Source organism: Candidatus Nomurabacteria bacterium, from assembly GCA_023898525.1.
Taxonomy (GTDB): domain Bacteria; phylum Patescibacteriota; class Minisyncoccia; order Phycocordibacterales; family UBA918; genus OLB19.
This window is the reverse complement of the sequence record CP060227.1, coordinates 490,928-515,048: the sequence shown is the minus strand read 5'-3', so window position 1 is coordinate 515,048 and position 24,121 is coordinate 490,928. Positions and strand designations below refer to the sequence as shown.

Below are 24,121 nucleotides of genomic sequence, written 5' to 3'. Positions count from 1 at the left end.
CTTTTATTGAGATGGAGATAAATGAATTTTTTCTTGAAGAAAGAAGAGACATATATTGCGATAAATGTGGTGACTGGATGATTTTAGACTACGACGTCTTTGATGAAACAGTTACAGGTGTACACTTTCACCTCGAAAACTTCCCGTATCTGGTTTGTCCCAGCTGCGGTTTTAGGTGCCTACCTGAACATGGTAGTGCGTGTGTGATTCACTTGCACCAAAGAGCTACAAAGGCAGGTCTTGCTGAGTTTACTCAGGCAAGAAATAAGATTCAGGAAGAATTTAAATTTACTGACATAGATTTTCTGTACGATCCTGATGATTATTTTCTTTTGCCTGGTCTTGAAAGACCACATGATGTTGGATTTTTAACACCTGTATTTTTCAATAAAGAAGCTCTTATCAAATTTCAAAATAACCCAAACTATAGAGTACGACTAGCATCAAAAACATATGGGACGATATATGGCAGCGATGAGTTTTACATCTCTTTTGGTATTAACCGAAATGGGAAGTTAATTATGTGGTTGGGAGATGTTGCTTCATTACCTAGAAATGAACAGTATTATTTAAGGTCAGAAAATGTTGAATCAGATCATGATATAGGTAGTGAATTTTATGACGGCCAAATTGAAGTGAAGTTTACTGAACATTCTCCAGAAGATGCACTACTTAATGCCAGAGCTGAATTTTTAGAAGCTGCTACTAAAGAATTTGGTCTTGAGTTCGAAAATTTAAAAGAAGAGACCCTCGTTTCTATTGAAGAATTGAACACTCCCGTCTTTCATAGTGTAAAGGAAATGAAAGATGTGATTGATTTGCTCAATAAGATAGTCATAGAGTCATTGCACGCAACAAATTTAAAGAGGTCAATTGTGACACTCGGTGGTGACCCCGCTGATTTGGGTACCCTTAAGAAACTGGAGATGTGCTTTAGTTTGAGGTATCCAGAAAAAGATATTCATAGCACCGTTTCTTCTCTGTTTGTTCTATATGACTTAAGGGTGAGTTTGCTCCATGCACAGAGCAAGAATGATTATGAGGAAATACTGAAAACAGTTTGTGAAAGACTCGGTATTGCAGAAGGGTCAGATTTTAGTCTCATATATTCAACCTTGATTCAGCAACTTACAGATACTTTCAACGACTTAGCTCAAAAATAATAAAACCACATCAATTAGATGTGTGATTTTGTAAAATTTCCACAATCTTAGCCAACTGCTATACTTCGACTAATGAAATCGATTCTTTATGTCATTACCAATATTTCCATGCCAAGCCTTTGTAAGGTAGGTATTACAGATAACCTGGAACGACGCTTAAACGATTTAAATAAAACTGGAGTACCGACTCGTTTCCAAATTTATGAAAGTTTTGCAATAGAGAATGCTGAACTGCTAGAACAAGAAGTACTAAAACATTTTTCAGATAAAAGATTAAATCGAAGACGAGAGTTTATTGAGGAGCACCCTGAGAGGGTGTGTGATTTTATTCGTGAGCATAAAGGCAAGGTGCGACAGGAAGAAGAGTCAAAGAGTAAGTTTGCCCAAGCGAGCATTCCAGACGGAGCCAAACTTCTTTTTGTTGATGGAGAAATCTATAAGAACATAGTTGCTACAGTGTTGCCTAACGGGAAGATAAAATTCAAAGGTAAGGAAACCTCACTTTCGACAGCCGCAAAAGATGTGCTTAAGAAACAGTTTGGGAAGGATTGGAAAGCAGTACAAGGGACGATTTATTGGACATATCAAGGCAAAACAGTTCGAGAACATTTTGATTCGATTGCATAAACAATAAACCACCCGATTGGGTGGTTTATTGTTTCGCTAGACTTACTGAGGTTAGTGGGGTATTAACCCCTCTCAGTAGGTCTCACTATTGGGTGCCCCCAGCAGGAATCGAACCCACATCAAGAGCTTAGAAGTCTCCTGTTCTATCCATTGAACTATGGGGGCAATGGATGGTGCTTCACAGGATAGCAGAAAATATCCAAAGAGGGAATACTAAATATTTAAAAATATTTTTGGTGTAAACAAAGCAAAAGCCGTCTATAAGACGACTTTTCAGGTTGAGAATTAAAGCGGCTTTTTTAGCACAAGCCCCTAATCTTTTTTCTTAGTTTAGGTTCTTTTAGCATCCTAGCTATGGCGTCTTTGTTTGTGTAAAAACCGCTTAATATCGGATTGTGGCGGTCACCAGTCGCTGCTCTAGGTAAAAGTTCGCCTGTGTCGTGTAGGTAATAACTATGCCACTCTGTTTTTATGACAGCATAAAATAAAATTTTAAGACAACTCCCTCCACCAACTTGGTTAATTTTTACGACGTTTGTACCTATTTTTATTACTATACTGCTTTCTGTTTGTGACATTGCTGCACCTCTCAAAAAACGATATGAGGAGTAGGGTACCGCAAAAAAGCAAAAAGTAAAGAGGTGGTGTGAAGACGAGGTTTATTCTACGGTCGAAGGTATTTCGACAGGGGTTATTGTTAGTGAGTCTAGAACTTGGTTAAGTTCGGTCTCGTACCCCTTTTTACCGGAGATGTCAATCCAGTAGGTATTGTTTATTAAGATTAGATAATCAATCTGTGGCATGCCTTCGTAGGCAGATTCAAATCGAAGCGCGTCAAGATCAGCAACTTTATCGTCTGTAAAAACAATACCATCTTTTTTCATTTTATCTATGGCGTTTTCTATCCATTCTTTAGGTGTGATATTGATTAGTATGGTCTCGGGATATTTTCTACCGATTTCTGGATCTACACTTAAATTAAGCTTACTAACTTTGCTGAAAAAAGCAGGTTCTCTAATTTCCCAGTCATTTGGGTAATTAAATGTAATTCCCCACGTATCATTGGTGTAGATCTGGTGGTCCAGTTTTGTTACTGTTTTTGGGTTGGGATTTTGGGTTTGGGTAGTGGTAGTAGCTGACACTATGTCGGTTTCATCTTCATTGGTAGTGGTAGTAGCTGATGTCCACCAGTAATAACCAGCTCCAGCGGTCAGAAGTACAATAATAACCAAAAAGTATCTCATGCTTGTAATAATAACAGAAGGTCATCGATTTGCTTAGTGATATTTGCCAATTCTTCAGCTGTCAGTTCATTGGCGATGTGTCTATCAACATCATTTTGCAACTTCGTGAGTTTGCGGATTATTTGATCGGGTCGGTTTTTGTCAAACCAGTTTATGGCGGAGTCAATCGTTGAGAGGAGGTTTTTCTGGCGTTGTGTTGAGTTTAGGTTCAGATCACTAACTGATTGGTATAGGTCACTAAGTAAAACCTTAACGGTCGAATCAAGGCCGAGAATTTTTCCAGTGGCTAACTTTAGAGTAAAGCCTTCAGTCGGTATAGTATCAAGTGTCTCATTGTTGGCCACTATTGTCTCTACACCATTTAATTCCACAGTCAAAGAGTAAGTGGCTGCCGAGGCGGCTCCGGCTTCGGGAATAACTTTGATAGTATAAGCCCCATCTTTAGCGATCGGTGAGAGTACTATGTCTTCGGGGTGACCATCGTGACCTTGCTCCAGTTCTAGATAATACATCTCACCGGGAATTTCTCTGATGTATTCTTCGTCGGAAGGGATGGTGCTGGCGGCGGATAGGGTATTGCCATCCGGGTCGGTGATTTCCAGGTCAACCGGTGAGCCGGTTTTGATAGTAAGCTCAGCATCAGCTTGGTGGATTCGTCTATAACCTTCAAAACCAGCTGTAAGTTTGTAAATGTTGTTTGTGCGGCCTATTATTCCAACAGCTGGGTTTCCCGCATTAACCACATCATACCCACCACTATCACCTACATACATGGCTACGTGATCCATGTACCCATCTCCTTCCCAGTCAAAAATAAGAGTATCGCCGGGCCGCAGCTCGGCTTCGTTTATTGGACTTGACTGGTAGTCTCGGTACAGACCGTCAGCGTTTACATACTTTATAAAATTACTATTAAATCCAGCTATGGCATTATAGCTACGATTAAAGGCCCAAGTTATTAGTCCGGAACAATCTACCCCTATACCAGTATCTTTATTCCCGGTGTCGGGATTGAAGTAAGTGTAGCCGGATAGGATGCGTTCGGGAGTAGTGAATTCTCCTAGATCATAATCCCAACCCTTACCACCCCAGAGGTAGGCTTCGGTGTGGTTTACCAGCTGCCGCGCTAGCGCGGCAGCTTGCTCATGAAGCGGGATGATTACCGGATTTGGTACATTTACTGTTACTCTGCAGGAACTGGTTCCGTTTTGTCCGGTAAAGTTGGCGGTGTAGGTGGTGGTGGCATTTGGAGAGACAACTAAGGAGCCGGAAGTAGCAACTGATCCAATGTCTTGATCAATTACTGTAGTTGAAGCGTAGTTACTACTCCATTCTAGTAAGGCCGTCTCACCTTGGTTTGGGTCTATCGTGCTTGGGGTGGCAGTCAAGGTGCAGGTTGGAGCTGGTCCACCATCTATGACTACATTAAATTGCATGGTGGTTAGGTATGATTTAATCAAAGGGGCGTTATCTACCATTTCATAAATATCTACTTCATACCTACCAGACTTTTTCCATATATAAGGAGGTGGCACGTATGAAAAGATGTGCTTTTCACCAAAAAAAAGTATATTGATCTTCACGTTGTCCACTATCGGTTATATGGTATATCTTAGCCAAAATATTACTAACCTCAGGTGGAGGGACGATGCTCATGTTGCTATCCGTTCCGTAGTGGATAGTGACTGTATCATTGTGGTAAATATCTGGGACGCTATTGGCAACAATAATACCAAGGGCAAGTATATAATCGTACGAAATTATCGTATAAGAAGCGGGGTCATCTACGGCCGCCAACGCTTTGTTGGGGGAAGTGAATAGATAGGCTAAAATCGTGCCAAATATGATTGTGTAAAATAATAAAAACTTAATAAGCTTTAGAGAGTGACCTTTTGACCAAATACTATTTACCATATATATATGAACCTATATTTATGTATATAAAAAATACAAATTTATAATGCTTTAAGAATAACACTTTAAACAATGCGTTTATTAGGTTACTAACTGGTTGAATGGATCGTTGATCGAATTTTGCCTGGTACCTTGCACTTTTCTAGTAAAGAAAATTACGTAAAGTAAAGTTTGCGAAAAATAGAAATGAACTACCACATGCCTTTAGGCCAAGGTAGTTCATTTATCTTTGTTTGGCGCGCGATACGAGACGATGTTAGAATCTTCGGAGTAAAGATACTTTCTGATGGTGACATGACTCTTTTGATACTTATTACTTAACTCTAGCAAGGTTTGTTTATCTCTGGTGTATTCGTGCCAGAGCTTGTTACCTAGTTTTTGGGTTCGTTTTTTATATTGAAATCTATAACCGCAGTCACCACAACGGTATCGTTGTCTACCACTTTGCATACCATCCCTTCGGGTATTTAAAGACACACAGCTTGGGCATTTGGTACGTTTTTTTAAAAGTCATTTTAGATAATTAACAGTTCAGCTTTTAATAGAGCCGTACTTTAGCATTTTTAGCACCTAAAATGTTTCTTTAGCCTGAATCTTCCTAGAAACGAATGTTACAATTTTACTATGAACCAAGAAGAAAATAATTTTGAGGCCATAGAAATGTCGAAAGAAAAACACCCGGTGTTTCGGGTAACAGAATTCTCAAAATATTTTGCATTGACTTTGTTTGTGGCAATGCCATTTGTTGGTGGTTGGATTGGTTACACTTACGCTCCTGAAAAAGTAGTTAATATAGAAAAGATTAAAGTTATTGAAGTGGATAAAGAAGTAAAGGTTGAAACAGTGGAGGGTGAAAATGATTTTGCCTTCGGAAATGTGTTTATTGCTTCAGTGTCAAGCGTCCAGTTTGGTGAAAATGGATATGAATTATTTTTAGGAGAGGAATACAAACAGAAAAATGTTCTTGTAGCAGGTGAAATGATACCGATACTTCAGTTGCAGGAACTCAGACTGGAGTGGTAAAAAGTTTAAAATTGCCGACAATGCAATCATACACCTAATTAGCTATCAGACTGAAAGTGTTCAAAATCCAGAAAAATTTGTTGACCGCGAGACTTTCTACGATGTGTACTCTGGAAAGATTGATCCATTTTATTACTATTCATTACCAAGTGACCACTATCCGTTCGAGTTATTAATTATTGGTGACGAGGTGGTTATGATCAATCAGGTATATATAGAATAGTTTTCTAATATCGTGTGTGCGCGAAGAGAGACTTGGTCACAAGTCCTCAAAAAATATACTCGCCACAAGGGTACTTCTTTTTTTCTAATTCGTCCCTCATAAGAAAACAATGTCTCGTTAACTTATTATTTTTTGGGCTCGCGACCCCGCCTCATTCCGCTTCGCTACATTCCGGCCTTCAAGTCTCTGGCGACAAATATTAAATACCACCAGCAGAAGCTGGTGGTATTTAATATTGTGCGCGATGAGAGACTTGAACTCCCGACCTTCTCGGTGTAAACGAGCTGCTCTACCAACTGAGCTAATCGCGCATATATACTTCTGTTTTGAGGTCTTTACTGATGATGATGTCAGTAGGCTATATACTACATTTTTTTGAAATAATTTCAATATCTGCAGCAAAGATTGTATACTCAATACTTATATTATGAATGAAATCAGATGTACAGTGACTGGTAAGGTGCAGGGGGTGCGGTATCGTGATTATGTGCAAAACGCCGCCGGTGAGTTGGGTTTGGTGGGGTATGTTAAAAACCAGTTTGATGGTTCGGTGATGGTGGTGGCGCAGGGTGAGCCAGATAGTTTGAAAGAGTTGGTGGAGTACCTTCATGAGGGGTCTTTGTTGGCCAAGGTGGAAGGGGTAGCGATTGAGTGGGGGACGGCTCGTGTAACTTATGACGACTTTTCGGTGTTAAATTAAAATATAAATTATGTTCGAACAAAAAAAGGCTATAACAGCTTCAATTATAGTTGCGTTTATTCAAATTTACTTGGTAACTTTTCATTTTTCTAATACTTTGTTTGTGACTTCGGGATTATTAATATCGGTATTGTATTTGTGGTGGCAATTTTCTTTTGCACGATCTGCTTTAATCATGTTTGTAGTAATTGCTGTGTGTGGTTTTTCTGCAGAGGCGATAGTTGTTACGCAGGGGGCTTGGGTTTATCAGACTCAACACTGGTTGTCGTTACCACTATGGCTCCCCATTTTATGGGGAAGTGTAGGGGTTGCTTTGTTGCCATTTTCTAAAATTCTTTTGCGAACATATGGAGAAAAGTAAGGAGAGGATTGAATGTGTCGGTTTTATTATGGATGGCAATCGGCGGTTTGCTAAGGAGCGAGGGCTAAGCACGCTTAATGGTCACTTGGCCGGTCGAGAGAAGTTTTTGGAAGTAACTGATTGGTTGAAAGAAATGAAAATACCGCACGCAGTTTTTTATGCCTTTTCAACCGAAAACTGGAAACGAAGCCCGGAAGAAGTTGAATATTTGTTGATGCTGTTTCGTGAGCTTTTGGCACAGATCCGTAAAGAGGCAGATGAGAGAAAGTTTAATGTTAGAGTGGTTGGCAGGCGAGATGATTTGCCGGAAGATATTCAGGCTAGTATTGCTGAGGTTGAAAGAGAGACAGCTGATAAATACAGTACTACTGTCTGGGTAGCTTTTTCTTATGGTGGTCGAGCGGAGATTATAGAAGCCGTCAATCGAGCGGTCAAGGTTGGTCAAGAAGTAAATGAAGAACAGTTTAGTCAGTTGCTTTGGACTGCCGGTATGCCTGACCCTGATATTATTATTCGCACGAGTGGGGAGAAGCGGTTGTCTAACTTTTTGCCATGGCAGACTGTCTACAGTGAATTTTTCTTTATTGATACTTACTGGCCTGCTTTTACAAAAACCGAATTTACCAGTATTCTGGAAGAATATGCCAAGCGAGAAAGAAGAATCGGTCGCTAAGACTAAGTTGGTGCCGGAGATTATCTATGAAGATGACGAAGTGTTGGTGATTAATAAACCCTACGGTCTTTTGGTGCACGAGGATTGGCAATCAGGTCCAGAGGGTACGGTGGTAGATTGGTTTTTGTCCCAGGTGCCTGGCGCCAAAGGGGTGGGGGAGGAAACCTTAAAACCAGACGGCAGCAAGCTTGAGCGTTCGGGGATAGTGCATCGCCTAGACCGAGAGACGTCGGGGGTAATGATTTTGGCGAAGACGCAAAAAGCGCATGCTTTTCTAAAAGCCCAATTTCACGATCGATTGGCCAAGAAAGAGTACCGAGCCTTTGTTTACGGACGGATTCATGATAAGTGGGGAACTATTAATCGACCGATTGGGCGCAGTGCCAAGGATTTTAAGAAGCGTTCGGCCGAGCGCGGAGCTAAAGGTGTGTTGCGTGAGGCAATTACTCACTTTGAGCGAATTGGGGTCGGTGAATACAAGGATGAGGCTTTTTCGTATTTAAAACTAATGCCGCAAACCGGACGCACCCACCAGCTGCGAGTGCACTTGAAGGCGATTGACCGGCCAATTGTCGGGGATAAGCTATATGCTGATAAGAAAATCACGGTATCAAATAACTTAGAGCTGGATCGTTTGGCGTTGCATGCACATATATTGGATATTGTATTACCAAACGAAGAGAGACAACGCTTTATTGCACCAATTCCGCCTGAATTTGAAATAGCGGCGGAACATATTGCAGAGTAGGATTGTATGTGGTAGATTATGGCACGCTTAAAGGTCTAAAGACCTAATTAATTTATTATATGAAAACAGCAGTAAAAGGAGTTAATATTTCACCGGTAAATATAGATGAACGCAGCCAACTTGGTATCCGAGCCGGGGATACTGTGCGTGTTCACCAAAAGATTCAAGAAAAGGGTAAAACTCGTATTCAGATTTTTGAGGGTCTGGTACTAGCCCGCAAACACGGCAGTGAGCCGGGAGCAACTTTCACCGTGCGTAAGGTGGCTAGTGGAGTTGGTGTAGAGAAAATCTTCCCATTATACTCTCCACTTATTGATAAGTTGGAGATTGTAAAGCGAGCTAAGGTTCGCCGTTCAAAACTTTATTATATTCGTGAGAAGGTGGCCCGTGAGATTCGTCGTCAGATGCGTCGTACTACTATGATGGGGGTAATGACAGAATCAGAGGCCGAAGCAGCGGTTCGCGCAGCAGCAGAGGCCAAGGCACTAGAAGAAGCTGAGCTAAAGGAAAAGGAAGAAAGGGAGGCGGCAGAGGCTAAAGCAGCGGAAGAAGCAAAAGCTGCTGAAGAGGAAGCTAAGCCAACTGAAACTGAAGCGGTAGAGGAGAAAGTCGAGGAAGCTACTCCAGAAGTAACGGAAGAGACTCCAGCTGATGAGTCAGAAAAAGCCGAAGCGGCAGCGGAAGAAAAGAAAGGTTAGGCTCAAACCACAATTGCTGAAAAAACCAGACCGTACGGTCTGGTTTTTTCAGTAATTGTGGTCTCACTTCGCTTGAAGTGAACTATCTTTTCAGGCATAATGCAGGGGCTTTGTTAAATAAAGACAATTGTCCACCACAAGAGTATTTCTATTTTTATACTCCCGGTGGTCGTTAAAAATATGTCCAGGTGGCGAAATTGGTAGACGCGCTACCTTGAGGGGGTAGTGGGGGTTTCCCCGTGCTGGTTCAACTCCAGTCCTGGACACATAAAAAAAGAAGTATAGAATTTTTCTATACTTCTTTTTTTATGTGTCCAGAGCTAGTGCTTAGTAGCACTAGCGTGCTGGAATTAGATGTTGTTGCTTTTCAGACTAGAATCTAGCGGAACCTTGAATCACCACCCTAATTGCACAGACCATCACTTCCAAAATATCTGATGTGGAGACTTGAAATTATGTCTCTTTCTAGGACGATGATTTATACGACGAACCGCTTCAGAAAGTTCTTGTGGAGTAATGGTGTTGAAATCCAAGTCTTTCGGAAAATATTGTCGAAGTAGCCCGTTAGTATTTTCATTGGTACCACGCTCCCAAGAGTGGTATGGATAAGCAAAGTACACAGTCATACTCGTTTGTTTCTCAAACCGTTCCCAGTCACTGAACTCGGTACCGTTATCAAAGGTAGCGGTCTTTCGTTTGTTTTTGGGTATACGCCTGAATTTTTCCACCGCCAGTTTAGTGAGTAAAGTAGCATTTAATTTTGGCAGAAGATACGCAATTAGATACCCGCTTCTGCGATCAACGAAGGTGACAATACGTACTCGTTTGTCTCTTCCCAGCATAGTATCTCCCTCCCAATCTCCCAAACGGGAGCGACGTTCAATAATGGGCGGTCGTTCATCAATACGACGTTTCTTGGCTCTTTCACGAACTTTTTCACGTATTTTGGTGCCTCGTTTGCGCCGATACTTGCCTTTCTGAGAACGAAGAAATTGTTTAAGGTGTGGAGCTCGTTCGTTAATGTATCGGTAGATAGTGCTCGCAGAGATGTCATCACGTACTCCGACTATCTGTTCCGGTGAGTAGTGTTGTTTTAATAATCGTTTCACTTCTCGTAATAATACTCCTTTGAGTATTCTAGTACCTTCCATAGCAATGATACGTGCCTGTTTTTTCTTTCTGCGAACCTCGCGAGCATCGTATCTATCCCGACCACCATACGCTTTAATATGTCTATTAACCGCACTTGGATCTTTGTTGATAATGTGCGCAATCTCCACTCCTGAGTATCCCGCTTTGAGCATACGTGAAATAACCGGCCAGTCTTCCGGTCCTATTTGTTTGTGTGACATACAAAAGCAGTATGTATGTCATCTTGACCTGTGCAATTAGGGTGCAAAGGATTGTGCAATTAGGGTGAGAATTCAGGGACGTAATTTTGACTAAAAACGTTAACCATGTTATAATTAACAAATTGTTCTTTATTTTTTACCGTAGCTTCAAGTCAGCAAAAGTTTGTTGATTTCAAGCTATGGTAAACCTACATAAGGTAGTTAGGCCCTCTGGCAGACCATGAGTAATGGTTTATTGAAAGGAGAATGTCATGAGTAATGACACCAAAACGATTGAGCGTCTGTTTAAATTGCAGACAAAAATCAACATGATGGTGGTTGACGGAGTGCGCGACGCCGAATCTGTTGCCGATGTTTTGCAGCAGATTCTGGAAGAGAAGCGTGAATACCTTCGTCGCCTCAAAACCGTCACCCTCGCCCCTACTCAGGGCAGTGTCACGCTCGCAGAAGCTGAGGATGTCTTCACTGGCTACCTCGACAGTGACTTCAAGAACTGGAGTACTGATGTTTCCGGCGAAGACACGAACGAGGTCACGGTCGATGTCCACGAGATGACTCGCAACGGCACATACGAAACGCTGTTCGAGTCGCTCGGCGATCCACGCCAGCTTGCGCTGTCGCAAGGGCAGATTGTAGAGTTCTGTCGCAATCATCGCGACTCACTCCGGCAAGGTGGCTACGGTACGTTCTTCTTGTTTGAGGTGAACGGAGTTCTGTTCGTTGCCCGCGTCCTTGTGGATGTTGGCCTGCTCAAGGCTCGCGTCTTCCGCTTCGACGACGGCAACGTCTGGAATGCCGACGATCGTCGTCGGTTGGTGGTTCAGCAACAGACTGTTTGACCTCTGCACTTTGGTCTTTGACCCTTTGTCCCTTGGGCACTTCGCGTGTTCAGGGGACTTTTGTATACTTATGAAGCCACAGATATTATTTTACGGCTACGGCTGTGGAAGTCTGTGAGTGAGACAGCATATCTTGGAGTTTGCGTGATCACGGTTGCGTAAAGTGTGGACATGTTAGTTTCTTTTAAAAAATAGTTTGTTGGTGAAGTGCGCTGGTGGACTTTGAGGTCCCGCGTAAAATACAAAACCTTGTTCACTTATGATCAATGGTTGGTGGTATAGATGGCGCATTTCACATATCGTTTCTGTTCGTTGCCAACGTCAATGTGGATGATGGCAAGCTCAAGGCTAACGTCAACCGCTTCGACAACGACAACGTCTGGAATGCCGACAATCGTCATCGGTTGGTGGTACAGCAACACACCATTTTCTCCTCACTTAACGTGGGGAGTTTTTTAAATGAGCAAACGAGCGCAAGCGAATATTGCGAATTTACGTCCCAATTTCTTCCATTTCTAGAAGAAATTGCTGGACGAATAAATTTCATTTCATCGTTTACTTTCAATGCCTTTCTTCCAGCCACCAAGCATTCTACCGACTTCTTGTAGCCGCTCACCAAGTACCGTGTATTTCTTGGTATCAAGAGCGCGTATTTCCCAGGCAAGTTGAAGCAACAATTTCAATAAATCGACCCGTGATATACAGCGTTCAAGGTGAATCAGCTTTGTGTCTTTGCTGGCGTAACTAGCTAAGAAGCAGTACTCAATGGCGAGTAAAAATACGTCGTCAATCTTGTTACCGAGCGTGTAGCGGTTTTGCTTAGGAAAAGATATAAGGTACTCCTGCCATACACGATACGTATCTTTCAACTTCAAGACGACCGGAATCAACCTAGGTTGTTGAATTTGTCGCGCGCGGGGGGGGGTAGACTGAGGTATGTTTTTGTTTGCGCCTGACATTACCTACCATAATATCATTTCTCTCGATAATCTTCTTGGCGCGTGGGAAGAGTTTTTGCACAGAAAGCGTAAGCGTAAAGATGTGCAAGTTTTTCAGTACACTTTGATGGATAGCATTTTTGATCTACACCGAGATTTAAAAAACAAAACATACAAACACGGAACTTATGAAGCATTCAATATCTCTGACCCTAAACCTCGCAACATTCACAAAGCGAGTGTCCGTGACCGTTTGCTCCACCACGCTATCTACCGAAAGCTCTATCCCTACTTTGATAAAAAATTCATCTATGATTCGTATTCTTGTCGAGTTGGTAAAGGAACACATGAAGCTATTCAGCGCTTCAAAAACTTCTCCGTCATAGTTTCAAAAAATCACACCAAAACCTGTTGGGTACTCAAGTGTGATATCAAAAAGTTCTTTGCTAGCATTGATCATAAAATTCTACTGGATATCTTACAAAAGCACATTAGAGATGAAGACGTTCTTTGGTTGCTGGGGCAAGTGATTAATAGTTTTCAAATTCAGCCAAATAAAGGTTTGCCACTCGGCAACTTGACCAGCCAACTTTTGGTGAATGTATACATGAATGAGTTTGATCAGTTTATGAAACACGAACTCAAAGCCAAATATTATATTCGGTATGCTGATGATTTTGTGGTGTTGTCACGGGATAAGGAGTATTTGGTGGAGCTTTTTTGGGACTGCGCCAATTTCTCGAAGAGAAATTGGCGCTACAGTTACATCCAAATAAAATATCAATTGAGACTCTGGCAAGTGGAGTTGATTTCTTGGGTTGGGTACACTTTCCCAGACACCGTGTGTTACGGACGTCGACAAAACGAAAAATGTTTCGTGAGCTAACGATAAAAGACGGTAAAGAAGAGGTTGTGCAAGCTTATCTTGGATTACTTTCACATGGTAATACAAAAAAATTGAGAATGGAAGTTAGTTCAAGGTATAATAGGTAGCGATGATTCTTAAGAAATTTATTGCTGGACTGCTAATGATACCGCTTCTTTTAGCGGCGGGTGTACCGGCAACTGCGGTGGCTAATACTACTTTGGTTGAACAAGAAAGACAGCTACAGCTACTTCTTCAGATAGAGCAGCTGCTGAATGTTGTTTTGAGTTTGCAAAAAAAGCTAGAAGCTCTAGAATCTCTAGAGGTTCAGGAGACAGAAGTTGTTTCTAATAGAGAAATAGAAGTTGTCACCAATCGTCAACCATACAAATCAAAATTTTATGATTTTCCTTACGAGGCTATTTATTTTGTAGAAGATGGGAGACTTCTCTATGCTGATGGCACCAGATCAAGTCGATCAATTGATAAGCGACTTTTTGAACTTTTGGTAGATGTAGTAGGACCTGAAATTGTTGATAGGAAGATTCGTGAGTGGCGAATCTTTGACCGAAGTCACGGCGACCTTGGGGGGTATGTCGAGCTAATGGCAACTACAAAAAATGGTCCGCGCGATTGGATAATGGGAGTGAACATCGATGGTTACGATTCAAGTAAGCAGTCAACCAAATCATATTCCAATTTATTCATTCACGAATATTCTCACCTACTATTATACGATTATTCAAGATTAACTGATCAATTCAAAGCAAACTTTTGGACTCGTCAGGACTACGCGCATGTTGATCTAATTAAAGAGGCAAAGGCCAGTGAAATTTACTATTTAAACAAAGATTATTTTGATGATAACGAAAATCGGTTTGTAAGCGAATATTCTGTAAATGCTCCGGAAGAAGATATGGCCGAAACTTTTGTTTATTTTGTCAGGGAAGGGAAGCCGGCTAATACGACCATTCGAAATCAAAAAATTCTTTTCTACTATGATGTTCCGGAATTTGTACAAATTCGCGCGAAAATCAGAGAAAACCTCAAAGATCTGGGGGTATTGTAGAAAATTTTGATAGGCGTAAAATATTTGTGTGACAAGATTGTCACCGGTTAGCAGTTTTTAATCTAAAATCTTATGTCATTAATTAAATGGGAACCATTTGATGAGTTTGATCGTTTACTTAGAGATGTGCACCCTTTGACTTCGGCGCGGGGTAATCAGGTGGGGTTTGATATGGCGGTTGATGTCTATGAAGACGGAAATGATATTGTGGCGGAAATGAATGTACCCGGACTAAAAGCAGAAGATATAGATGTTGAAGTCGAGGATAATTACTTGCGGATTGCCGGTCGTCGCGAAGAGATGCAGGAAAAGAAAGAAAAAAATCACTACGCCAAAGAAATTAGGCGCGGGTCGTTTGAGCGAGTAGTCCAACTGCCTGATTCTGTCGAACAGGAGAAGGTTGGGGCGGAATACAAGGATGGAGTTTTAAAGGTGATTATGCCAAAGCGAGAAAAGACTCCTGACAAGAAAGTTAAGGTGCAGGTGAAGTAGGGGAGGTGAATAAAAGTGAAAGCCCGCCGGCGTAGCCGGCGGGCTTTCACTTTTATTCACTTCCCAGCTTGCCAAAAAAAGCAACCTGGTGTATTGTTCGTAGGTACGAACAATCATGACTCCTAAACCAATCAATGCTGCCAGGGAAGATTATGTTAGAGCTATCTACATACTGCAGGAATCGAAAACGGAGATTGGGGTTACTCAGATTGCCGAGCGTTTAGGCTTAAGTAAGTCAACTGTTTCAGAAAGGCTTAAGAGTTTAGTTAAAGATAGTTTAGTAGACGCCAAGCCGTACGGAGCCGTGAAACTGACACCGAAAGGGTTGGATATTGGTCGCAAGCTAACCTACAAGCATCGCATCATTGAAGTATTTTTGGTACAGATTCTTGGTGTTCCCAGTGACCGTATTCATGAAGAGGCTGAAAAATTGGAACACGCCTGCAGTGATGATGTAATTCAGAGAATTGCAAAGTTACTAAACCATCCAACCAATGATCCGCACGGATCAGAAATACCACAGATCAAAAATTGGGAGTCTTAAAAAAATTATAAGCAAATTTATTTCTAATATTTATTATGTTTAACAACAAAGCTTTTTTAACAGGGGCAATAATTGCTATTGTAATCGGAGTGCTTTTTATCGTTGGAAAAAATGCAGAAAATAGTCCTAAGCAAGAAGGAGACAAGATTGTAGTTTTAAGCACGTTTACCATTATCGCCGACATGGTTAATGAGATCGGTGGTGATCGGGTAGAGTCACTTTCGCTGATTGAGCCTGGTGTAAATATTCATAGTTATGAACCAACTCCAAGTGATTTGGTTAGAGCTTCACGGGCGGATATTTTACTGGAAAATGGTATGAACTTAGAGTTGTGGACTAATAAACTTAAGGCCAATATGCCCGATGTACCGAGTGTGATAGTGAGTGAGGGAGTCGAACCGCTGTCGATTGTTGAGGGTGCATACGAAGGTAAGCCTAACCCGCATGCTTGGATGTCACCAAAACAGGGTTTGAAATATGTGGAAAATATTAGAAAAACCTTAGTAGAATTTTCGCCAGCCGACGAGGATTATTTTAACGCTAATGCAGCGGCTTACTCGGCTAAGCTTGAGGCGCTTGATAAAACTCTAAATGATTCATTGTCGGTCTTACCTGAAAATAACCGCTATCTAGTGACCTGTGAAGGTGCTTTTACTTACCTTACCAACGACTACGGCCTGCAAGAGATTTACATCTGGCCAATCAATAGTGATACCGCTGGTTCACCACAACAAGTGGCCGCTGTCATTGATAAAGTAAAAGCCAATCACGTACCGGCTGTTTTTTGTGAAAGTACCGTTTCACCAAAAATCCAAGAAGAAGTAGTCCAAGCGACCGGGGCCAGAATGGGTGGGGTGTTGTATGTAGACTCCCTATCTACCGCTTATGGACCGGCTCCTACCTACTTAACTCTTTTGCAAAGTACGGTCGACACAATTGTTAGTGGCTTGAGTGATAAATAAATTTATGAACGACAAAGACAACGCCATTGATCTTAGCGATGTTAGTGTCCGCTATGGAGACAATCAAGCTTTAAGTAGTGCTTCTATTAGTATTCCTTATGGTACTTTTACCGGTGTCATCGGTATGAATGGCGCCGGGAAGTCAACTTTATTTAAGGTGATTATGGGGTTGGTTACTCCTGACTCCGGTAGTGTCAGGGTTTGTGGTGATGCTCCAAAAACAGCTCAAAAACACGGTCATGTTGCTTATGTGCCGCAGGCAGAATTGGTTGATTGGGATTTCCCGGTTTCAGTTTATGACGTGGTAATGATGGGGAGGATTGGTCTGCAGAACATTTTTAAGACTCCGACTGATGTAGATAAAAAACATGTGGATGAAGCCTTGCGAAAGGTAAACATGCAAGATTTTCGCAACCGACAGATTGGTGAGCTTTCCGGCGGGCAAAAGAAGCGAGCGTTTGTTGCCAGAGCTTTAGCTCAGGGTGCTGATATTCTCTTACTTGACGAGCCGTTTGCCGGTCTTGATGCGGTGAGCGAGCGCTCTTTGACCGAGCTTCTGGTCTCTCTTAAGGAAGAAGGGAAGACTGTTATCTTAGCCGCTCATGAGCTAACGTCCTTGTCTGATAACTGTGATCGGGTGGCGCTGATAAAGCACACTGTGTTGGCTTATGGTCCAACCAAAGAAGTCTTCACCAAAGATTTAATTACCAAAACCTTCGACGGTCTTATCCATCACATTAAATTTGAAAAATAGCTTATGGAACTAATTCAATTTATAATCGAACCACTCCAGTATGCTTTTATGGTAAAAGCCGTTTTGGTTTCAATGGTAGTGGGCGCCACTTGTGCGGTTTTGTCTTGTTTTTTGATCTTAAAAGGCTGGTCCCTTTTGGGTGACGCGATTTCTCATGCGGTTTTGCCGGGAGTAGTAATCGCTTATCTTATCGGTATACCGTTTAGTATTGGAGCTTTTGTCTTTGCGCTTTTAGCGGTGGTTTTGATTGGCTTTATTAAGACCAATACGAAGATCAAAGAAGATGCGGTGATGGGGATTGTGTTCACCACTTTATTTGCGCTTGGTCTAATTATGATTTCAAAGGTGACCAGTAGTGTTGATTTAACTCACGTCTTGTTTGGGTATGTGCTTGGTATTTCTGATCAAGCTGCTTGGTACACGATCGGTGTCTTGGCAATTGTGACTGCTGTGGTATTGGCTTTTAGGCGCACGTTTCTGGTTTTTTGTTTTGATCCGACACACGCTCAGTCGGTTGGATTGCCAATGCGTTTTGTTAATTATGCTTTTTTGGTGTTGTTGGCGGTTACTATTACTGGTTCGCTGCAGACGGTCGGTATTATTCTGGTGATTGCGATGTTGATTACACCGGGTTCAACGGCTTTTTTGCTCACTCGAAAATTTAATTCAATGGTGCAAATCGCGGTCTTGGTCAGTGTGCTTAGTTCGGTGGTGGGAGCATATGCTAGTTATTATTTTGACATTTCAACCGGTGGAGCGATTGTCTTTATGCAGGGTCTAATCTTTCTGGGTGTATTGTTTTATCATATTGGTAAAACAAAGATGGGAAACCGCTTGACTTCTAAGGGTGTGTAACAGATTAATATGTTAAGAAAATGGGGGACAGAAGAAAATGGGGGACAGTCCCCATTTTCACATTTTCAGTCCCCATTTTTTAACGAATGAGCTCTTAAAGACATTTAACCACGTTCAAAATGTCGAGAATGTTTACAACATATGTTGAATATTTTGCATAGTGTAGTACACTGAATAGTAAGAAAGATAATATTTTTTTGTATGAGCAATATTTATGGGGATTTTATAAAGTCTCTTAGGGAGTCGAGAGGTATTTCGCAGTCTCTTATGGCGGAGAAGATTAATATCTCACGTCCGTCATACGTGGCGGTAGAAAAGGGGACTAAAGAGCTTAGTTTGTCTGAGGCTGAGCGACTGGTTCGTGTTTTTGGTATTACAGTGGATGAACTTATACGAGCGGAGGCACCCAACTATAAGAAGTACAAACAAATGATTCTGGCTTTTCTCCGAGAAGCAAATAAAAGTAAGGTGGAGCTAAAGAAGACAAAGTTGGCAAAGCTTCTATATTTGACTGATTTTGCTTGGTTTTATAATCACTTAGAAAGCATGAGTGGAATGGAGTATAAGAAAATGGAGTTTGGTCCTGTTCCTAGTGATTTTTTTCAAGCGGTTGAAGAAATGGAAGAGGATGGCTCGATTAAAGTTACCCATGAGCAAAAAAGTGGCAGGGACATGTATGTGATAACTGAGGGTAGAGGTTCGGCTGGTACGGATTTGGATGAATTGAATGATAAAGAGTTGAGCTTGGTAGCCAAGGTTTGGCAAAAATGGAAAGATGCGAATACTCAAGAAATCGTGGATTTCACTCACAAGCAATTACCATACAAGATTGCTTTTGAAGGGGAGACAGTGTCTTATCCTTTGATTACTCAGTTAGACCAGAAAGATGTCTACTAGGTATTCTTCTTATTTTGATGACTACGCGATTAGTCATTATATAAAAAAGTTTAATAAGAAATATTCTAAAAAACAGTGGGATATAACGGAAATGGCTATTTTGGATATGGCAGAGAATTTTGACGTCATGATGCAGACTGATCAGGTTGAAACTATCCATGAGAAGGACGGGAATAAGATTTGTAAATTTTATTTCAAAATAGCCGGCACCAATGTTTCGTACAAAAGCTCTTGTTGTCGTGCTATCGCTTTTGTTGACCCAGATAAGGCTGAAGTTATCTTTTTACTCGTATACCACAAGAGTTTTCTAACCGGTAAAGGAAATGAAACAGACAAATGGGAAAGAATAATTAAAGACAATTTTCCAAAATATTCTAATATGATGTAGGTGTTGGTTGGAAAAAAGGGGTGGTTAGGGAGAGGGTGGAGTAGTATTTAAATAAAAAGAATCGCCTGATTTCTCAGGCGATAAAACAATTTCTCTTACTTAGGTGTAAATAGAACATTAGACTCGTATTTACTGCCATTTTTAGTCAATGAAATCACTGAGCCGTTTTTCGGTGCTTCAAGATTCATTCTCTCTCTCGGAAGTTTCAGAAGTAATCTTTTGAAAAAGCAAAACCAACGTCCGTGTCCGCTGATAAAAACACTTTCTGTTGGATTGAGTGAGTTTAAGTATGACAAAATCCTCATTTCCACATCCTTACCAGATTCACCTTGTGGCGGTCTGTAATGGTACCAACCTTCTCTTTTTAGAGTGGCTGATTCAACAGGGTAATGTTCTGCAATTTCTTCTTTGGTAAGACTATGGAAGATGCCTTTCCACCATTCATCCAATCTTGGGTCTTCGTAAGGTGATATGTCTTTTCCCCAAACACCTTGAAATGTTATCTGGGTACGTAAGAATGAAGAAACGTAGTACTCAGAAAAACCGTTTGAAAATCTGTGCCTCAAAAAGTCTCTAACCTGTTCAACTTGACGCTGTCCTTTTGGAGACAGACCAAATTGATGATTCGCTGTGTCTTTTGTGGAGTTGTCGTCCAAACCTCTGGCGTTACCGATTGATTCAGCGTGACGGCAAAAAATGAATTGTTTAGGAAGTGTCTTAATTTTGATATTGACGTGCATTGTAACACTCCTCTGTAATTGAACGGTGTCTGATATTGATAACATTGTTTGTAAGAGGGAAGTTACTTGGAGTTTTTGTTCCATTAAACTCAATAGGCACTAAAAAATATCTTAAAAATATGTTGCTATATCTAGTTTCTTAAAATGGGCGACTACCGGGAATCGAACCCGGATAACCGGTACCACAAACCGGAGTAATAGCCGTTATACGATAGTCGCCATTGTTTGTCTTGGGGCGCGGGCGCAGCCCGCGCCCCAAGAAGTGCATACATTTATACCTATTTTTAACCAAAAAGTCGAGTGTTTTCAAAAAATAAACCACTCGGTAACTAACTTGTGTTACGAGTGGTTGTTCATTGTCGGTGGGAGTGGATTATCTTCCTTTTGTCATCTCAGAATTTTCTTTTTGACTTTGCTCCCAAGCGCCTAGCCCGACTGCTCCGAAAATTCCAAAAATGGCCACAATTATCATTGTTTGAATGATGGTAAGACCTGTCTGCTTTTTCATTACGTTTCCTTCTTTGTTGAAAGTTGAAATATGACCTCGATAAACTCAGGTCTGTTAAAGAATAACACATTATACTGTTGTGTCAACAGCATGACTTGTTCCGGGTATTGGGTGTGTTAGAGTTATAGGAATGGATAGAGAAGCTTTGATGGTTACACTATTTTTTACTTTCGTCTTGGGTGCAGGTATTGGGTTTTATGTGGCGCGTTTTTTGTTTTGAGTCACTTATGGAATTCCTCTTAGCAAGCATAAGAAAATTTGTTATTTTAGGCGCTATTTTTTTACTTATACTGCCGGTGGCACAAGCTCAGGAAGTTCATCAGGAATTTCAGGAGACGGTAAAAGCTGAAGTACTTGAGGTAACCGCTGAGTATGAAAGAGATATCATGGGTACTGGAGCGTCGACAACGGTGCAGGAGCTCCGAATTCAGCTCAAAGAAGGGGAGAGGGTTGGTGAAGTAGTGCGACTCGAGAACGATTTAGCGATTTTGCGAGAAGGAGACAGTATATATGTTAACCGGCTGGTTTCCATAGACGGTTCGGAGTACTTTACTTTCAAAGACGTAGAAAGAAAAGGTCCGCTTGTTGTACTAGTTTTTATTTTTATCGCCCTAATCATTTGGTTGTCAGGTAAACAGGGGGTAAGGGCGCTCTTTAGTCTGGCTATAAGTATTATAGCGATAATTTTTGTTTTAATACCAGCTCTTTTGGCAGGTTATTCGCCAGCTCTATCTAGCTTAGTCATTGCCGGTTTTATATTGAGCTTCACTCTCTTTTTCACTCACGGTTTGAAGCCTCGAGTGTTTATTACTTTTCTAGGTACTTTTGGAGCAGTGATGGTGACTTGTTTGATGGCGTGGATTTGGGTGGAGTGGATGCGTTTTACCGGCTTTAGTGATGACGCGGCGGTGTATTTGAATTTTGCCACCGATGGTACGCTGGATCTAACTGGACTTTTACTCGGTAGTATTATTATTGGACTACTCGGTGTACTGGATGACGTTTCTATTACCCAAGCTTCTGTGGTGCAACAATTAAAGGGTGCCAATCACAATCTTGGATTTAAGGAGTTGTATTCAAGTGCGATAAAGGTCGGTCGAGATCATGTTGGTTCACTTGTTAATACATTGGCTTTTGCCTATGTGGGAGCGGCACTGCCTCTCATACTGCTTTACTCACTGTCCGAATCATCAATTCTCATTACTCTTAATCAAGAAGTGATAGCAGCTGAAATATTACGCATCGTGGTTGGTAGTATTGGCCTGGTACTAGCTGTACCGTTGACCACTACTTTAGCGGCTTGGTATTTTAAAGATAAATGTATTGATGAAGATGGTTTACACACTTGCGCTGATCACCACCAACATTCACATTAATTAACAAAAAAAGTGTTATAATTAGTTGGTTAATATTAAATATAATGTATGAAAGACTTCGTTAAAGAATTTAAAGCCTTTGCCATGAAGGGTAATGTTATCGATTTAGCGGTAGCGGTAGTTATCGGAGCCGCTTTTGGGAAAATCGTCTCATCACTTGTAGAAAACATAGTAACTCCACTCATAGGTATGCTGATGGGAGGGGTGGATTTTACCGGCCTATCAGTGGCTATTGGTGATGCTGAAATCAAGTATGGAGTGTTTGTGCAAAGTGTTTTTGACTTTATCATTATCGCTTTTGCTATTTTTATCGCAGTTAAGACTCTGAAGAAGATGCAGCGAAAGGAGGAGGAGAAAAAAGAAGAAAAGCCCAAAGAGATACCTGAAGATATAAAGTTGCTTCGGGAAATCAGGGATTCTTTGCAGAAGTAGGGGTGAAAAATTAATTAAAGGGGTGGTCACTTCGTGGCCACCCCTTTAATTAATTTTTCACCCTCTCCAACCACAGAACATTTTCGCACTTTGCAAACTACACAAAACAAGAATTCCTTATCATAACTGTCTAAGGGTCTTAAGTTATCCACATTTTTATAAACACTTTTGATTTTTTTGCTTATTAATAGCCTTTATTTTAGCCATTAGTACGAAAAATGGGCGTTTTCAAAAAATGGTATCATGTGGGTACGCACGAATTCTCCACCGTGTGTTTTGACATCCAAGGCTTATAACACACGCGGTTTGTAGCGACGATCTTTCTTAGACTTAATTGTATACAACACCAGCAATTAAGTTTGTGAGAGATATTTAGGTTTATTAAGTATTATTTATTTCAGATAATTTTATGGAGATTAAGCAGATTCGTAAAAGAGACGGTTCAGTACAGTCTTTTGATATTGCTAAGGTTGAAAGCGCTATCTTAAAAGCACTTTTTGAGACTGAAGAGGGAGAAGTGGTAGATGCCAAAAAAGTAGCCGAGTTGGTTCATAAAAAAACTATCGATATGTGTGTCCAGGCGGCTACCGCTGACCCTGAGAGCAGCAAATCCAAGAAGTGTATTGATGGTTACCCGGCGGTAGAGGAGATTCAAGACCTGGTGGAGCAATCTCTGATGGAGCTTGATTATTTCGATACAGCCAAAGCCTACATTATCTACCGTAATGCCCGCAAAAAACTCCGTGAGCGTGACATATTCCAAAAGCGTACCAACCTAAAACCTTACGAATATCCAGAGTTGTATGAATACGTTAATTCTATTCGTCACTCATACTGGATTCACACCGAGTTCAATTACACCAGTGATATCAACGATTTCCACGTTAACGTTACCCCGTCAGAACGAAATGCAATTAAAAATGCTATGTTGGCAATTGCTCAAATAGAGGTGGCGGTAAAAACCTTCTGGGGAGATATTTACAAAAAAATGCCAAAACCAGAAATCAGTGCGGTTGGTGTGACTTTTGCCGAGAGTGAAGCGAGGCACATGGACGCCTACTCTCACTTGTTGGAAATTTTGGGACTAAATGCTGAGTTTGAAAAAATCACCAGTGTACCGGTTATCAAAAAAAGAATTGCTTATTTGGAAAAAACAATCACCCTGTCAAAGACAGACGAAAATCGTCAGTACATGCATTCTGTTTTGCTATTTTCTTTGTTTATTGAGCACGTGTCACTGTTCTCACAATTTCTAATTATCATGTCTTTCAATAAACATAGAAATTTGTTGAAAGGAATCAGTAACGCCGTAGAAGCCACCTCAAAAGAGGAGCAGATTCACGGTATGTTTGGTATTGATGTGATTAATACCATAAAAAAAGAACACCCAGAATGGTTTGATGAAGACTGCAAGGCAATGATTATTAGGGCTTGCGAAGAAGCCTACGAGGCTGAGAGTGAAATAATTGACTGGATCTATGAAGCGGGTGAGTTGGACTTTTTACCAGCAGCAAACGTGAAAGAGTTTGTTAAAAATCGTCTTAATAATTCTTTGGCTTCGATTGGTCTACCACGCATCTTTGAAGTGAGCGAAGCCTTGCTTGAAGAAACTGACTGGTTTGACAACGAGGTGATTGCGACTAAGCATGTGGACTTTTTCAATAAGCGCTCTATCAACTATAATAAGCGCAGTGCTAGTGTGACTAGTGATGATTTATTCTGATTAATATACTAAT

The 24,121-nt window shown here is 41.1% G+C and carries 28 protein-coding genes and 4 tRNA genes; 23 read left to right on the top strand and 9 right to left on the bottom strand.

All coding sequences use genetic code 11. The features are described from left to right. Positions 1 to 11: 11 nt before the first annotated feature. Together H6779_02320 and H6779_02315 are read left to right on the top strand one after the other, a co-directional pair. Positions 12 to 1,163 carry a hypothetical protein gene (locus H6779_02320; protein ID USN88257.1) on the top strand — a complete coding sequence of 384 codons (1,152 nt, stop codon included), beginning with the start codon at positions 12 to 14 and terminating at the stop codon, positions 1,161 to 1,163. A 72-nt stretch (positions 1,164 to 1,235) separates the two neighbouring features. Beyond that, positions 1,236 to 1,790, top strand: coding sequence for a GIY-YIG nuclease family protein (locus tag H6779_02315; protein ID USN88256.1), 555 nt, complete (start codon positions 1,236 to 1,238; stop codon positions 1,788 to 1,790). Positions 1,791 to 1,883: 93 nt separating this feature from the next. Here H6779_02315 and H6779_02310 read toward each other — a convergent pair. From H6779_02310 to H6779_02295, 4 genes are all read right to left on the bottom strand, one after another. Further along, positions 1,884 to 1,955, bottom strand: a tRNA-Arg gene (locus tag H6779_02310). Between the two features lie 494 nt (positions 1,956 to 2,449). Beyond that, entirely contained in the window at positions 2,450 to 3,034 is a 585-nt protein-coding gene (locus H6779_02305) for a hypothetical protein (GenBank protein USN88255.1), read from the bottom strand. Next, positions 3,031 to 4,617 carry a C40 family peptidase gene (locus H6779_02300; protein ID USN88254.1) on the bottom strand — a complete coding sequence of 529 codons (1,587 nt, stop codon included), beginning with the start codon at positions 4,615 to 4,617 and terminating at the stop codon, positions 3,031 to 3,033. Before H6779_02300 ends, H6779_02305 begins: the two co-directional genes overlap by 4 nt. Continuing rightward, entirely contained in the window at positions 4,589 to 4,948 is a 360-nt protein-coding gene (locus H6779_02295; protein ID USN88253.1) for a hypothetical protein, read from the bottom strand. Before H6779_02295 ends, H6779_02300 begins: the two co-directional genes overlap by 29 nt. Before the next feature lie 171 nt (positions 4,949 to 5,119). Here H6779_02295 and H6779_02290 point away from each other — a divergent pair, with 171 nt between their 5' ends. Together H6779_02290 and H6779_02285 are read left to right on the top strand one after the other, a co-directional pair. Then, on the top strand, positions 5,120 to 5,269 hold the full coding sequence (locus H6779_02290; GenBank protein USN88252.1) for a hypothetical protein: 150 nt from the start codon (positions 5,120 to 5,122) through the stop codon (positions 5,267 to 5,269). Between the two features lie 303 nt (positions 5,270 to 5,572). Next, a complete protein-coding gene (locus tag H6779_02285; GenBank protein ID USN88251.1) occupies positions 5,573 to 5,971 on the top strand; it encodes a hypothetical protein in 399 nt (132 codons plus the stop codon). Between the two features lie 461 nt (positions 5,972 to 6,432). On the opposite strand, the gene H6779_02280 is transcribed toward H6779_02285, so the two are convergent. After that, positions 6,433 to 6,505, bottom strand: a tRNA-Val gene (locus tag H6779_02280). A gap of 116 nt (positions 6,506 to 6,621) precedes the next feature. On the opposite strand from H6779_02280, the gene H6779_02275 reads away from it, so the two are divergent. From H6779_02275 to H6779_02250, 6 genes are all read left to right on the top strand, one after another. After that, positions 6,622 to 6,894, top strand: coding sequence for an acylphosphatase (locus H6779_02275; protein USN88250.1), 273 nt, complete (start codon positions 6,622 to 6,624; stop codon positions 6,892 to 6,894). 10 nt (positions 6,895 to 6,904) lie between these two features. Continuing rightward, positions 6,905 to 7,255, top strand: coding sequence for a hypothetical protein (locus H6779_02270; GenBank protein USN88249.1), 351 nt, complete (start codon positions 6,905 to 6,907; stop codon positions 7,253 to 7,255). Continuing rightward, a complete protein-coding gene (gene uppS, locus H6779_02265) occupies positions 7,242 to 7,928 on the top strand; it encodes a di-trans,poly-cis-decaprenylcistransferase (GenBank protein ID USN88248.1) in 687 nt (228 codons plus the stop codon). Before H6779_02270 ends, uppS begins: the two co-directional genes overlap by 14 nt. Further along, complete coding sequence (locus tag H6779_02260; protein ID USN88247.1) at positions 7,897 to 8,676, top strand: RluA family pseudouridine synthase; 780 nt, start codon at positions 7,897 to 7,899, stop codon at positions 8,674 to 8,676. The genes uppS and H6779_02260 overlap by 32 nt, the downstream gene beginning before the upstream one ends. A 59-nt stretch (positions 8,677 to 8,735) precedes the next feature. Further along, a complete protein-coding gene (rplS, locus tag H6779_02255; protein USN88246.1) occupies positions 8,736 to 9,374 on the top strand; it encodes a 50S ribosomal protein L19 in 639 nt (212 codons plus the stop codon). Positions 9,375 to 9,556: 182 nt separating this feature from the next. Then, positions 9,557 to 9,640: transfer RNA gene (locus tag H6779_02250), tRNA-Leu, on the top strand. Between the two features lie 153 nt (positions 9,641 to 9,793). Here H6779_02250 and H6779_02245 read toward each other — a convergent pair. Beyond that, complete coding sequence (locus tag H6779_02245) at positions 9,794 to 10,726, bottom strand: IS30 family transposase (GenBank protein USN88245.1); 933 nt, start codon at positions 10,724 to 10,726, stop codon at positions 9,794 to 9,796. Between the two features lie 251 nt (positions 10,727 to 10,977). On the opposite strand from H6779_02245, the gene H6779_02240 reads away from it, so the two are divergent. Further along, positions 10,978 to 11,565: a hypothetical protein gene (locus H6779_02240; protein ID USN88244.1), complete on the top strand. Its 588-nt coding sequence runs from the start codon at positions 10,978 to 10,980 to the stop codon at positions 11,563 to 11,565. 548 nt (positions 11,566 to 12,113) lie between these two features. On the opposite strand, the gene H6779_02235 is transcribed toward H6779_02240, so the two are convergent. Then, complete coding sequence (locus H6779_02235; GenBank protein USN88243.1) at positions 12,114 to 12,524, bottom strand: four helix bundle protein; 411 nt, start codon at positions 12,522 to 12,524, stop codon at positions 12,114 to 12,116. Between H6779_02235 and H6779_02230 the strand changes: the two genes are divergently transcribed. From H6779_02230 to H6779_02190, 9 genes are all read left to right on the top strand, one after another. After that, on the top strand, positions 12,502 to 13,389 hold the full coding sequence (locus H6779_02230) for a group II intron reverse transcriptase domain-containing protein (GenBank protein USN88242.1): 888 nt from the start codon (positions 12,502 to 12,504) through the stop codon (positions 13,387 to 13,389). The two genes, H6779_02235 and H6779_02230, sit on opposite strands and share 23 nt — an antisense overlap. 109 nt (positions 13,390 to 13,498) lie before the next feature. Continuing rightward, positions 13,499 to 14,437 carry a hypothetical protein gene (locus tag H6779_02225; protein ID USN88241.1) on the top strand — a complete coding sequence of 313 codons (939 nt, stop codon included), beginning with the start codon at positions 13,499 to 13,501 and terminating at the stop codon, positions 14,435 to 14,437. A 72-nt stretch (positions 14,438 to 14,509) separates the two neighbouring features. Continuing rightward, positions 14,510 to 14,929 (top strand): Hsp20/alpha crystallin family protein, encoded by a 420-nt coding sequence (locus H6779_02220; GenBank protein USN88240.1) that lies wholly within the window; start codon positions 14,510 to 14,512, stop codon positions 14,927 to 14,929. A gap of 115 nt (positions 14,930 to 15,044) precedes the next feature. Continuing rightward, entirely contained in the window at positions 15,045 to 15,473 is a 429-nt protein-coding gene (locus tag H6779_02215; protein ID USN88239.1) for a metal-dependent transcriptional regulator, read from the top strand. 35 nt (positions 15,474 to 15,508) lie between these two features. Continuing rightward, entirely contained in the window at positions 15,509 to 16,435 is a 927-nt protein-coding gene (locus H6779_02210; GenBank protein ID USN88238.1) for a metal ABC transporter substrate-binding protein, read from the top strand. A 4-nt stretch (positions 16,436 to 16,439) separates the two neighbouring features. Beyond that, positions 16,440 to 17,189, top strand: a complete 750-nt coding sequence (locus H6779_02205; GenBank protein ID USN88237.1) for a metal ABC transporter ATP-binding protein — start codon at positions 16,440 to 16,442, stop codon at positions 17,187 to 17,189. Between the two features lie 3 nt (positions 17,190 to 17,192). Then, a complete protein-coding gene (locus tag H6779_02200) occupies positions 17,193 to 18,044 on the top strand; it encodes a metal ABC transporter permease (GenBank protein ID USN88236.1) in 852 nt (283 codons plus the stop codon). A gap of 201 nt (positions 18,045 to 18,245) precedes the next feature. Beyond that, positions 18,246 to 18,941 (top strand): DUF4065 domain-containing protein, encoded by a 696-nt coding sequence (locus H6779_02195; GenBank protein ID USN88235.1) that lies wholly within the window; start codon positions 18,246 to 18,248, stop codon positions 18,939 to 18,941. After that, positions 18,931 to 19,329 (top strand): hypothetical protein, encoded by a 399-nt coding sequence (locus H6779_02190; GenBank protein ID USN88234.1) that lies wholly within the window; start codon positions 18,931 to 18,933, stop codon positions 19,327 to 19,329. Before H6779_02195 ends, H6779_02190 begins: the two co-directional genes overlap by 11 nt. A 95-nt stretch (positions 19,330 to 19,424) precedes the next feature. On the opposite strand, the gene H6779_02185 is transcribed toward H6779_02190, so the two are convergent. Beyond that, on the bottom strand, positions 19,425 to 20,114 hold the full coding sequence (locus H6779_02185) for a histidine phosphatase family protein (GenBank protein USN88233.1): 690 nt from the start codon (positions 20,112 to 20,114) through the stop codon (positions 19,425 to 19,427). A gap of 102 nt (positions 20,115 to 20,216) precedes the next feature. Next, a tRNA-His gene (locus H6779_02180) sits at positions 20,217 to 20,288 on the bottom strand. Between the two features lie 516 nt (positions 20,289 to 20,804). Here H6779_02180 and H6779_02175 point away from each other — a divergent pair. The 3 genes from H6779_02175 to H6779_02165 all read left to right on the top strand — a co-directional run bounded on the left by H6779_02175 (position 20,805) and on the right by H6779_02165 (position 24,108). Then, a complete protein-coding gene (locus tag H6779_02175) occupies positions 20,805 to 21,953 on the top strand; it encodes a YibE/F family protein (protein ID USN88232.1) in 1,149 nt (382 codons plus the stop codon). Between the two features lie 48 nt (positions 21,954 to 22,001). Beyond that, complete coding sequence (gene mscL, locus H6779_02170; GenBank protein ID USN88231.1) at positions 22,002 to 22,385, top strand: large-conductance mechanosensitive channel protein MscL; 384 nt, start codon at positions 22,002 to 22,004, stop codon at positions 22,383 to 22,385. A 409-nt stretch (positions 22,386 to 22,794) separates the two neighbouring features. Further along, positions 22,795 to 24,108: a ribonucleotide-diphosphate reductase subunit beta gene (locus tag H6779_02165; protein USN88230.1), complete on the top strand. Its 1,314-nt coding sequence runs from the start codon at positions 22,795 to 22,797 to the stop codon at positions 24,106 to 24,108. Positions 24,109 to 24,121: the final 13 nt, after the last annotated feature.

What these genes read in the sequence shown, in the direction of transcription:
- H6779_02320 (USN88257.1), top strand. Translation starts at nt 12, where the DNA reads ATGGAGATAAATGAATTTTTTCTTGAAGAAAGAAGAGACATATATTGC.
- H6779_02315 (USN88256.1), top strand. Translation starts at nt 1,236, where the DNA reads ATGAAATCGATTCTTTATGTCATTACCAATATTTCCATGCCAAGCCTT.
- H6779_02305 (USN88255.1), bottom strand. Translation starts at nt 3,034, where the DNA reads ATGAGATACTTTTTGGTTATTATTGTACTTCTGACCGCTGGAGCTGGT.
- H6779_02295 (USN88253.1), bottom strand. Translation starts at nt 4,948, where the DNA reads ATGGTAAATAGTATTTGGTCAAAAGGTCACTCTCTAAAGCTTATTAAG.
- H6779_02285 (USN88251.1), top strand. Translation starts at nt 5,573, where the DNA reads ATGAACCAAGAAGAAAATAATTTTGAGGCCATAGAAATGTCGAAAGAA.
- H6779_02275 (USN88250.1), top strand. Translation starts at nt 6,622, where the DNA reads ATGAATGAAATCAGATGTACAGTGACTGGTAAGGTGCAGGGGGTGCGG.
- H6779_02270 (USN88249.1), top strand. Translation starts at nt 6,905, where the DNA reads ATGTTCGAACAAAAAAAGGCTATAACAGCTTCAATTATAGTTGCGTTT.
- uppS (USN88248.1), top strand. Translation starts at nt 7,242, where the DNA reads ATGGAGAAAAGTAAGGAGAGGATTGAATGTGTCGGTTTTATTATGGAT.
- H6779_02260 (USN88247.1), top strand. Translation starts at nt 7,897, where the DNA reads ATGCCAAGCGAGAAAGAAGAATCGGTCGCTAAGACTAAGTTGGTGCCG.
- rplS (USN88246.1), top strand. Translation starts at nt 8,736, where the DNA reads ATGAAAACAGCAGTAAAAGGAGTTAATATTTCACCGGTAAATATAGAT.
- H6779_02245 (USN88245.1), bottom strand. Translation starts at nt 10,726, where the DNA reads ATGTCACACAAACAAATAGGACCGGAAGACTGGCCGGTTATTTCACGT.
- H6779_02240 (USN88244.1), top strand. Translation starts at nt 10,978, where the DNA reads ATGAGTAATGACACCAAAACGATTGAGCGTCTGTTTAAATTGCAGACA.
- H6779_02230 (USN88242.1), top strand. Translation starts at nt 12,502, where the DNA reads ATGTTTTTGTTTGCGCCTGACATTACCTACCATAATATCATTTCTCTC.
- H6779_02235 (USN88243.1), bottom strand. Translation starts at nt 12,524, where the DNA reads ATGTCAGGCGCAAACAAAAACATACCTCAGTCTACCCCCCCCCGCGCG.
- H6779_02225 (USN88241.1), top strand. Translation starts at nt 13,499, where the DNA reads ATGATTCTTAAGAAATTTATTGCTGGACTGCTAATGATACCGCTTCTT.
- H6779_02220 (USN88240.1), top strand. Translation starts at nt 14,510, where the DNA reads ATGTCATTAATTAAATGGGAACCATTTGATGAGTTTGATCGTTTACTT.
- H6779_02215 (USN88239.1), top strand. Translation starts at nt 15,045, where the DNA reads ATGACTCCTAAACCAATCAATGCTGCCAGGGAAGATTATGTTAGAGCT.
- H6779_02210 (USN88238.1), top strand. Translation starts at nt 15,509, where the DNA reads ATGTTTAACAACAAAGCTTTTTTAACAGGGGCAATAATTGCTATTGTA.
- H6779_02205 (USN88237.1), top strand. Translation starts at nt 16,440, where the DNA reads ATGAACGACAAAGACAACGCCATTGATCTTAGCGATGTTAGTGTCCGC.
- H6779_02200 (USN88236.1), top strand. Translation starts at nt 17,193, where the DNA reads ATGGAACTAATTCAATTTATAATCGAACCACTCCAGTATGCTTTTATG.
- H6779_02195 (USN88235.1), top strand. Translation starts at nt 18,246, where the DNA reads ATGAGCAATATTTATGGGGATTTTATAAAGTCTCTTAGGGAGTCGAGA.
- H6779_02190 (USN88234.1), top strand. Translation starts at nt 18,931, where the DNA reads ATGTCTACTAGGTATTCTTCTTATTTTGATGACTACGCGATTAGTCAT.
- H6779_02185 (USN88233.1), bottom strand. Translation starts at nt 20,114, where the DNA reads ATGTTATCAATATCAGACACCGTTCAATTACAGAGGAGTGTTACAATG.
- H6779_02175 (USN88232.1), top strand. Translation starts at nt 20,805, where the DNA reads ATGGAATTCCTCTTAGCAAGCATAAGAAAATTTGTTATTTTAGGCGCT.
- mscL (USN88231.1), top strand. Translation starts at nt 22,002, where the DNA reads ATGAAAGACTTCGTTAAAGAATTTAAAGCCTTTGCCATGAAGGGTAAT.
- H6779_02165 (USN88230.1), top strand. Translation starts at nt 22,795, where the DNA reads ATGGAGATTAAGCAGATTCGTAAAAGAGACGGTTCAGTACAGTCTTTT.